Annotated in this window: 2 protein-coding genes; both read left to right on the top strand. The window is 65.7% G+C overall.

Annotated features, from left to right (window positions below; all coding sequences use genetic code 11):
* The coding region (locus AWB74_RS44840; protein WP_327363377.1) for a carbamoyltransferase C-terminal domain-containing protein at window positions 1–324 on the top strand (324 nt) is incomplete at its 5' end.
* 32 nt (window positions 325–356) lie between these two features.
* On the top strand, window positions 357–1,000 hold a 644-nt coding region (locus AWB74_RS44845; RefSeq protein ID WP_235024969.1), incomplete at its 3' end, for a glycosyltransferase.

The following is a 1,000-nucleotide window of genomic DNA, read 5'->3' on the forward strand; positions in this document are numbered from 1 at the left end:
GTCGATGCGCGCGTCGCGCCGTTCATGCTGTTCGTGTTCGACGTGCGCGACGAGATGAAAGCGCGCATTCCGGCGGTCACGCATATCGACGGCACCGCGCGCGTGCAGACCGTCAACCGCGCGCAGCATCCGCTCTACTACGATCTGCTCGCGGCGTTCAGGCAACGCACGGGCGTGCCGGTGCTCGTCAACACGTCGTTCAACACGCGCGGCGAGCCGATGGTGAATACGCCGCGCGATGCGCTCGAATCGTTCTGGACGTCGCCGCTCGATGCGCTCGTCATCGGCTCGTTCCTCATCGAAAAACCAGGTGCCCGAGCATGAGCACGTATGCGGGTCTTTTCGAGAACGGCGAGATGAGCGCGATGGATGCGCCCGCTCTGCCACGCGACGATTTCATCCCGGACGTGTCCGTGGTCGTCCCGACATATCGCCGTCCCGCGATGCTCGAACGATGCGTGCGCGCGCTCGCTGAGCAGGCATACGATCCGGCGCGCTACGAGATCATCGTGTGCGACGACGGCCCCGACGAAGCGACGAAGACATGCGTTCAGCGGCTCGCTGCATCGTATGCGCGGAACGGTCCGAAGATCCGCTACGTGCCGGTGACGGGAAGCCAAGGTCCGGCAGGCGCGCGCAATGCAGGCTGGCGCGCATCGCTCGCACGACGCATCGCCTTCACCGACGACGACACCATTCCCGATCCGCAATGGCTCGTCAACGGCGTGCGTGCGCTCGACGATGGCGCGGACGCGGTATCGGGCCGCATCGTCGTGCCGCTGCCCGATCGTCCGACCGATTACGAACTCGACGCCGCCGGACTCGCGAACGCGGAGTTCGCCACCGCGAATGCATTCGCGACCCGCGCGGCGCTCGAATGCACGGGCGGTTTCGATGCGCGCTTTACATCGGCATGGCGCGAAGACTCCGATCTGCAATTCGCGTTGATGCGCGCGGGACTGAAGATCGCTCGCGCGGAAGACGCGATGGTGCTGCATCC

It is taken from the genome of Caballeronia arvi (assembly GCF_001544695.2).
In the GTDB taxonomy this organism is placed as follows: Bacteria; Pseudomonadota; Gammaproteobacteria; order Burkholderiales; family Burkholderiaceae; genus Caballeronia; species Caballeronia arvi.